This is a genomic window from Bacteroides sp. 1_1_30 (genome assembly GCF_020982715.1).
In the GTDB taxonomy this organism is placed as follows: domain Bacteria; phylum Bacteroidota; class Bacteroidia; order Bacteroidales; family Bacteroidaceae; genus Bacteroides; species Bacteroides xylanisolvens.
Genome location: NZ_JAJKHN010000187.1, coordinates 1 through 2,068, shown reverse-complemented (window position 1 = coordinate 2,068; position 2,068 = coordinate 1). Strand labels below are relative to the sequence as shown.

2 protein-coding genes and 1 pseudogene are annotated in these 2,068 nt (G+C 54.0%); all 3 read left to right on the top strand.

The window, feature by feature from the left end; all coding sequences use genetic code 11:
* Window positions 1-4: 4 nt before the first annotated feature.
* A complete protein-coding gene (locus LPH68_RS26015) occupies window positions 5-361 on the top strand; it encodes a hypothetical protein (RefSeq protein ID WP_117697306.1) in 357 nt (118 codons plus the stop codon).
* Between the two features lie 8 nt (window positions 362-369).
* Entirely contained in the window at window positions 370-558 is a 189-nt protein-coding gene (locus LPH68_RS26010; protein WP_230297252.1) for a hypothetical protein, read from the top strand.
* Window positions 559-653: 95 nt separating this feature from the next.
* Window positions 654-2,068: pseudogene (locus tag LPH68_RS26005) on the top strand (phage tail tape measure protein); the annotation flags it as partial.

The following is a 2,068-nucleotide window of genomic DNA, read 5'->3' as shown; positions in this document are numbered from 1 at the left end:
CGACATGGACGAAAAAATACTTTCACTGGAACAGGAAACTAAAATCAAGGAAAAAGCTCTCAAATTGAAAGAAGAGAAGAAGCTCCGTAAAATTTATCCGATGGTTGTCTTCGGAGACACGTCCAACGGCGAGAAAGAGACTTATGTGGCTTATATGTCCGAACCGAACTTTCCACAATTCAGCAAATTCATGGCCGCATCAAAAAAAGACGAGGTCATGGCCATGCGCACACTTGCCCGGGACTGTTTTGTGGATGGCGACAAGGAACTTGTGGATGACGAGTCCCTCTTCCTTTTCGGACTTATGGGACAACTTTCCGAACTTATCACCACGCGGCAGAGTCTCCTGGTAAACTTATAGGCCGGTGGGTGGTGACGGACGATCAGCGTATCCGCCAGCGGACTGTCTATATCCGCCACTACTTCCCCGGCGTCAACTTTGACACGATCTCTGACGAGGAGTTCGCCATGCTCTCCGAAGAGGCGCTGTGGCTGCACGAACAGATGCTTGCCTGCCGCATGCCGTTGCCGGTTTCCATGCCGGAAAGGATACCCTGAACGGCCGTTGTAATCCTCCGGGGTTACGGCGGCTTCGCTTTAAACCCCGCCCTTTCCGGTGACACTACTCTTTTAATGCGACATTCCCTTCAATCATGGCTCAGGAACAAAACTATCAGGTCAATTATACCATCAACGTCGACGCCTCGCAAGGCACCAGACAGGTCATAGCCTTTGGTGAGGCTGTGGGCAAGCTGGTGCAGGCGAAAGCCTCGCTGTCTCCTGCGGTAAACAACATCAAGACAATGATGGACGAAGTTGACCGTGTCTTCCGTACCAAAAATGGGAAGAAGCGTAGTTTTGACTATCGGTTGACCATTGATACGAGGAGCAGTGAGGAGAAGCTGGAACGTGTCAAGAACCTGCTTACGGACATTGCGGCCCTTTCCAAAGGCATCAGCCTGACCATTAATGCGGGACAGGTGCTTGACAGCAAGAAAATCAAAACCGCCGCTAAAAATCTTTACGAGAAGAAAGCTGCGGAGATTCGCAAGGCCGAAATTGAGAAAAATGCGGCCTCTTCAGTAGGTACGATGGTCGACGCCCAGAAGCGCATAACCAAGGCCATCGGCAAAATCAATTCCGCCCTGGTTTCCGTGGAGCGCGGCAGGGAGCTGCAAATCAGGACTGATACGGCGGAAAACCGGCTGCAACGTGTGCTTTCCCTGCTGGAACGTATCAAGGGGGAATCCCGCCCGGGCCTGGGCATGCAGGGTGGAATGTCCGTGGGAAGTTTGTTCCCTTCCGTTCCCGTTCCTTATGCCCCGGGAGTATTCGTCATGCCGGAAAAGGCACAGCAGAAACTGATGGAGCGTCTTTATGCCCGGCAACAGCTGCATCGCCAGAAACTTGCACATGCCGAGGATGTTTTTGCTGCCGACCAGCGTCGCAAGGAGGAATCGGCCCGGACCTCCGCAGAGGAGAAACGGCGTACCGACGAAGCCCGTACCAGGGAACGGGAACGTAAGGATGCCGCCCGCGAAGCGGAGAAGTTACGCAGGCAGACAGAACAGGCACGCCGAAAAGCCGAGACGGAACAGCGCAAGGCGGAACAGGCGGCAAAAAAACAGGAACAGCGTAACGCGATGCAGTCCGTACGGCTGATGCAACGGGAACATACCGCTGCCGGGACACTTTACCGTAGCAAGCGACGTGCGGCCATCAACCGTATCCAATACTCGAAGACACCCTCGCTGAGGAATCTGCCTTTCGCTTCCATGCTGAACGCCTACATGGGCTACAGCCTGGTACGTTCGGAACTGTCCGACGCTGTCGAATATGCCAATATCATGAAGTCGGCCAGATCCATCCTGCGTGTGGCCGACATGGATCTGGGATCTTTTGAGACCCGCTTCGACAACATGGCCCGCCATGTCCGCAAGATAGGAATCGATACGAAATATACTGCTGTGGAGATCGCCGGCGCCGTCAAATTCCTTTCCATGGCCGGCATGGATATCGAGACAATCCACAAATCCATCCGGCCGGTCACGAACCTGGCGCTCATCGG